Below are 5775 nucleotides of genomic sequence, written 5' to 3'. Positions count from 1 at the left end.
GACCGCGCGCCTTCGCGCCGCGCGAGCGCCCGGCTGCGGCGCAGCCGGATCCCGCGCAGCCGCGCGACGAGGACGGCGCCGCGGCGGCGTGGCAGGCGGAGGATCGCGACCAGTTCGCGCCACAGCCAGAGCGCGCCGCGCCCAAGGCCGAGCATCACCAGTGCCAGGGCCAAGCCGGCCAGCGCCACCAGCAGGTCCTGGATTGCCGCATCCATGCCGCTGCCATCGCGCGGCGCGGTGAGCGGCGCGTTAACCGCCGTTGCGCAGCGCCATGACGCGGTCAAGCGGCAGCGCCGCGCCGACGACGCGACGGCCGCCGATGCGGCTCTCGACCGTCGTCGCCATGGTCAGCGCGTTGAGCACCGCTTCCTCCGTCGTCTCGGCAGCCGCGACGAAGAGCGGCGACATGCGCTCGTTCGGCCAGTCGGCCAGCGTCGCGGCAGCCGCCCGCCTCTGCGGCGTGCGGATGACGTCCGGATGGGTGGCGAAGGCGATGGCGTAGTCGCCCGAGCCGTCGCTGAAGGCGGCACCCGTCCGCGCGATGCCGGCCATCGCGCGGCGCGCCAGGCGCTGCAGGTTGCGGTCGGAGAGCGGCGCGTCTGTCGCGACGACGACGACGACGGAGCCGTCCGCGTCGGCCTGCTGCGCGAGGTGGTCCGCGAGATAGTACTTGCCGAGCAGCTTCCCTACCTCAAGCCCGCACATGGTCAGCGCGCCACCGTAATTCGCCTGCACCAGCGCGCCGACCGTCCAGCCGCCGAGCGACGGCGGCAGCACGCGCGAGGCCGTCCCGATGCCACCCTTCCAGCCGAAGGCCATGGTGCCGGTGCCGGCGCCGACGCTGCCCTCCGCCACGGGACCGGGCGCGGCGATCTCCAGAGCCTCACGCATCTCGGCCGTGCTCACGCCGCGGGTGCGGATGTCGTTCAGGCGCCCGTCATTCGTCTCGCCGACGACGGCGTTGACGCTGCGCACGGCCTCGTTGCCGGGCTGGGCCAGCGTCCAGTCGACGAGCGCCTCGACGGCGCGGCCGACGGCCAGCGTGTTGGTCAGCAGGATCGGCGTCTCGAGCTCGCCGAGTTCCAGCACCTGGGTCACGCCCGCCATCTTGCCGAAGCCGTTCATGGCGAAGAGCCCGGCGGGCACGCGATGCGCGAAGGGATTCTCACCATGCGGCAGGATCGCGGTGACGCCGGTGCGGGTGGACTCGCCGGCGATGACCGTCACCTGCCCGACGCGCAAGCCGGCGACGTCGGTGATTGCGTTGAGCGGGCCGGGCGGCAGGATGCCGGGGGCGAAGCCGAGGTCGCGGGCGCGGCAGCGCCCGCTCACAGGCGCAGGCCCGGCCGTTGGTCCTCCGCGCCACCCGCGCACCAGCGGCGGCGCAGCGCCTCCGGAGCACGGTCGGTCTCGACCGTGACGCCGCAATCCTCGACCGTGCCGTCCGCGCGGAAGCTGGCCGAGATGGTGAAGGTCAGGAACAGCAGCCCGTCGGGGCGGAAACGGTGGAACTCGTATCCGAGGGCGCAGCAGCCATCGCGGCCGATCGCGACCAGGTATCCGCCGTCGCGCCGGAAGCTGATCCCCGAGACGGTGCCGGCGCGCACGAAGCGGCCGGCGACCGGGACGTTGCGCCAGATCTCGAATGTCGTGTTCGCGTTGTCGACGGCTATCGGCACCCAGAGGTCGCCGGCATTGTCGCCATCCGCGTCCACGATATGCGGCGGCGGCTGCGTGGCGTCGCGCCGCACCTCGATGACCTGCACCTGGGCGCCGGCGGGATCGAGCACCCGGATGATCCAGGCGGCCTGAGCCGGCTCGACGCGCAACTCCATCGCCCCGCGCCCGGGACGGTTCGCGCGCAGCGTGACCTCCTCCGCCACGGCGGGCGCCAGGCTGCCGAGCAGCAGAACGCCCAGGACCGCGGCGCGAAGCCTCACGCCGCGTGTTCCGTCGCCCGCATCATGCCGCGACTCCGTGGGACAGCGTCTCGCGCACGGCCGCCAGGGCCTCGGCGGATTTCGACGCGTCGGGGCCGCCGGCCTGGGCCATCTCCGGCCGGCCGCCGCCGCCCTTGCCGCCGACGGCGGCGGCCGCGGCGCGGACCAGCGACACCGCGTCCGCCTTGCCCTTCGCACCCTCGCCCAGCCCCGCGACGATGCTGGCCTTGCCGCCCTCGGTGCTGACCAGCACGGCGACATCGGCGGTGCCGCCCTTCAGGATAGCCTCGGCGAGACCCTTCAGGTCGCGCGCCGGTACCTCGCCCACGTCGCGCAACGCGACGCGCAGGCCGCCGATCGTCTCGACCTCCGCCGCGGCGCCGCCGGTGGCGAGCTTCTTGCGGAGCTCCGCCACCTCGCGCTCCAGCTTGCGGCGTTCTTCCAGCAGCGTGGTGACACGCTCCGGCAGCTCGCTCGGGCGGACCTTCAGCGCGGCGGCGGCGTCGTTGAGCTGGCGGTCGCGCTCCTCGATCACCTTCAGCGCCGCTTCCCCCGTCACCGCCTCGACGCGGCGGACGCCGGCGCTGACGGCACCTTCGCTCACGATGCGGAACAGGCCGATGTCGCCGGTGCGGCGCACATGCGTGCCGCCGCAGAGCTCGAGCGAATAGACGCCGTGCTTCTCGGCGGCGGCCGCGTCGTGGCCCATGCCGACGACGCGCACCTCCTCGCCGTACTTCTCGCCGAACAGAGCCATCGCACCGGCGGCGACCGCCTGTTCCGGCGTCATCAGCCGCGTCGTGACCTCGGCGTTCTCGCGCACGCGGGCGTTCACCTCGGCCTCGACCCAGGCGAGGTCGTCATCCGACATCGGCGCGTTGTGCGAGACGTCGAAGCGCAGGCGGTCGGGCGCGTTGAGCGAGCCCTTCTGGCTGACATGCGTGCCGAGGCGCCGGCGCAGCGCCTCGTGCAGCAGGTGGGTCGCGGAATGGTGCGCGCGGATCGCGCCGCGGCGGACATGGTCCACCTCGGCCTGGACCGGCAGCCCGACCTTCGCCTCGCCATGCGCGACGGTGCCGTAATGCACGAAGAGCTCACCGAGCTTCTTCTGCGTGTCGCGGACGACGATGCGGCAGGCCTCGCCGGCGGAGATCAGGCCGGTGTCGCCGACCTGGCCGCCGCTCTCGGCGTAGAAGGGCGTCTGGTTCAGCACCACCGCCACCTCGGCGCCGACCGGGGCGCTATCCACCACCTGGCCGTCGCGGACGATGGCGACGATCTCGCCCTCCGCCGTCTCGGTCGAGTAGCCGAGGAACTCACTGGCGCCGACCTTCTCCTTCAGGTCGAACCACAGCGTCTCGGTCGCGGCCTCGCCCGATCCGGCCCAGGCGGCGCGGGCACGGCGCTTCTGCTCGGCCATCGCGGCCTCGAAGCCGGCGGTGTCCACGCTCTTGCCCTCGCCGCGCAGCGCGTCCTGCGTCAGGTCGAGCGGGAAGCCGTAGGTGTCGTAGAGACGGAAGGCGACCTCGCCGGGCAGCACCCCCTTGTCGCCGAGCTTCGCCGTCTCTTCGGACAAAAGGCCGAGGCCGCGCGCGAGCAGGCTGCGGAAGCGGCCTTCCTCGAGCTTCAGCGTCTCGGTGATCAGCGCCTCGGCGCGGATCAGCTCGGGATAGGCGGTGCCCATCTGGCGGATCAGCGTCGGCACCAGGCGGTGCAGCAGCGCATCCTGCGTGCCCATCAGGTGGGCGTGGCGCATCGCGCGGCGCATGATCCGGCGCAGAACGTAGCCGCGCCCCTCGTTCGAGGGCAGCACGCCGTCCGCCACCAGGAAGGAGGAAGCGCGGAGGTGGTCGGCCACGACGCGGTGGCTCGCGCGGAAGGGGCCGTCGGGCGCCTGGCCGGTCGCCTCGGCGCTCGCCAGGATCAGCGCGCGCAGCGTGTCGGTGTCGTAGTTGTCGTGCTTGCCCTGCAGGATGGCGGCGAAGCGCTCCAGCCCCATGCCGGTGTCGATCGAGGGCTTGGGCAGCGGCACGCGGGTGCCGGGCGGCCCTTCCTCGTACTGCATGAAGACGAGGTTCCAGATCTCGATGAAGCGGTCGCCGTCCTGGTCCTCGCTGCCCGGCGGGCCGCCGGCGATCTTGTCGCCATGGTCGAAGAAGATCTCGGAGCACGGGCCGCAGGGGCCGGTGTCGCCCATGCGCCAGAAATTGTCGGAGGTCGGGATGCGGATGATGCGGCTGTCGGGCAGGCCCGCGATCTTCTTCCAGTAGACCGGCGCCTCGTCATCCTCGCTGAACACCGTGACCAGCAGCCGGTCCTTGGGCAGGCCGAAATCCTTCGTCAGCAGCTCCCACGCATGATGAATGGCCTGCTCCTTGAAGTAGTCGCCGAAGGAGAAATTCCCCAGCATCTCGAAGAAGGTGTGGTGGCGCGCGGTGTAGCCGACATTGTCGAGGTCATTGTGCTTGCCGCCGGCGCGGACGCATTTCTGCGCCGTGGTGGCGCGGACATAGGGGCGCCGCTCCTGCCCGGTGAAGACGTTCTTGAACTGCACCATGCCCGAGTTCGCGAACATCAGCGTCGGGTCGTTGCGCGGGACCAGCGGCGAGCTCTCGACCACCTCGTGCCGGTTGCGGCGGAAGTAGTCGAGGAAGGTCGCGCGGATGTCGTTGCTGCTGGTCATGGCGGCCGGCGGTGATCCAAGCGTTTGGACAAAGCCGCTTCACCTAGCGCGCGGGGGATGGCGCGTCGAGGGCAGGCTGCCGGATGCCGGCCCCCGCCTTGCGCTCAGGCGGTGCCAGTGACGGGGCAGCCGGCGCGCCGCCGACGCCGCGCTTCCGCGGCATACCGCCCCGGCTGGTGGTTCGGATCGTTGTTCGGCGCGACGATGTGCCGGTGGTAGGCGTCCCAGTCGACGTCCTGCCAGGCCTCGAGGTTCTCGACCATGCCGGGCCCGTTCAGCACCGCCTCGGCATAGGCCATACGCGGGATGGGCTGCAGCTGCAGGAAGGGCTCGCCCGTGCGGAAACGGACCGGCTGGTCGGTGCGGGTCAGGCGGAGATTGGTGAAGAGCGGCCCGAACCAGTGGTCGGTCTCGATCAGCCCCTCATAGGGTTCGTAGCCGGGATGGCGCGGCAGGTTGGCAAGGGGGCGGAGCAGGACGCTCCAGTTCGGCGCGGTGCGGACCGCAAGGCCGGTCCAGACCTGCACCACGCCCGGCTCCTGGATCGCGGTGAGGAAGGGCGGCGAATACTCCTTCACCGCGTCGGGCGCCGCCGCGTCGAAGCGGGCGCGGAAATGCGGGAACTGCGCGGCGCCGAGCGGCAGCCACTGGTCCAGCCCGTCGCAGGTCCATTGGATCTGCGAGCCATCCCAGTAGAGGTCGAAGTCGCAGGGCGGGTGGATGTGCCAGCCGAATCCCGCCGCCGAGGTCACCGCGTCGCAATGCCGATAGGCCCGGGTCGGCAGGCTGCCGAGGCCCGAGCGGTCTGCCCGGACCGGCGCCGGCGCGGCATCGATCATGCGGTAGAAGGTGACGATGGGTGGGCTGGCGGTGGTCATGCGGATCCTGCGTCGCGAGTTGGCCTGCCAGGATCGGCGAGGCAGGGCGGAGGGCATGCCCTCCGCCCCGGTGATGTCAACCGCGGCGCAGCCCGGCGCCGAGGCGCACCTTGCCCTCATCCGCCACCGCCGCCGGAACCGGGCGCGGCGCCGCCTTCAGCCCGGCGCCGAGGCGCACCTTGCCCTCATCCGCCACCGCCGCCGGAACCGGGCGCGGCGCGGCCTTCAGGCCGGCGCCGGGACGCGCCTTGCCCTCATCCGCCACCGGCGGCGG

6 protein-coding genes are annotated in these 5775 nt (G+C 72.3%); all 6 read right to left on the bottom strand.

The genetic code is table 11. The annotated features are described in order from the left end of the window. On the bottom strand, window positions 1-215 hold a 215-nt coding region (locus tag L2I40_RS17985; protein ID WP_237216571.1), incomplete at its 3' end, for a hypothetical protein. Window positions 216-249: 34 nt separating this feature from the next. Next, the gene (locus tag L2I40_RS17980; RefSeq protein ID WP_237216570.1) at window positions 250-1332 is read right to left on the bottom strand and encodes a DmpA family aminopeptidase; all 1083 of its coding nucleotides are present in this window, start codon (window positions 1330-1332) and stop codon (window positions 250-252) included. Continuing rightward, complete coding sequence (locus L2I40_RS17975) at window positions 1329-1940, bottom strand: hypothetical protein (protein ID WP_237216569.1); 612 nt, start codon at window positions 1938-1940, stop codon at window positions 1329-1331. The genes L2I40_RS17980 and L2I40_RS17975 overlap by 4 nt, the downstream gene beginning before the upstream one ends. A 22-nt stretch (window positions 1941-1962) precedes the next feature. After that, window positions 1963-4623, bottom strand: a complete 2661-nt coding sequence (gene alaS, locus L2I40_RS17970) for an alanine--tRNA ligase (RefSeq protein ID WP_237216568.1) — start codon at window positions 4621-4623, stop codon at window positions 1963-1965. 104 nt (window positions 4624-4727) lie between these two features. Next, window positions 4728-5501 (bottom strand): DUF6065 family protein, encoded by a 774-nt coding sequence (locus L2I40_RS17965; protein ID WP_237216567.1) that lies wholly within the window; start codon window positions 5499-5501, stop codon window positions 4728-4730. A 76-nt stretch (window positions 5502-5577) separates the two neighbouring features. Further along, on the bottom strand, window positions 5578-5775 hold a 198-nt coding region (locus tag L2I40_RS17960), incomplete at its 5' end, for a hypothetical protein (RefSeq protein WP_237216566.1).

The organism is Falsiroseomonas oryziterrae, assembly GCF_021864505.1.
GTDB classification, from domain to species: domain Bacteria; phylum Pseudomonadota; class Alphaproteobacteria; order Acetobacterales; family Acetobacteraceae; genus Falsiroseomonas; species Falsiroseomonas oryziterrae.
This window is presented reverse-complemented; position numbering and strand designations above follow the sequence as displayed.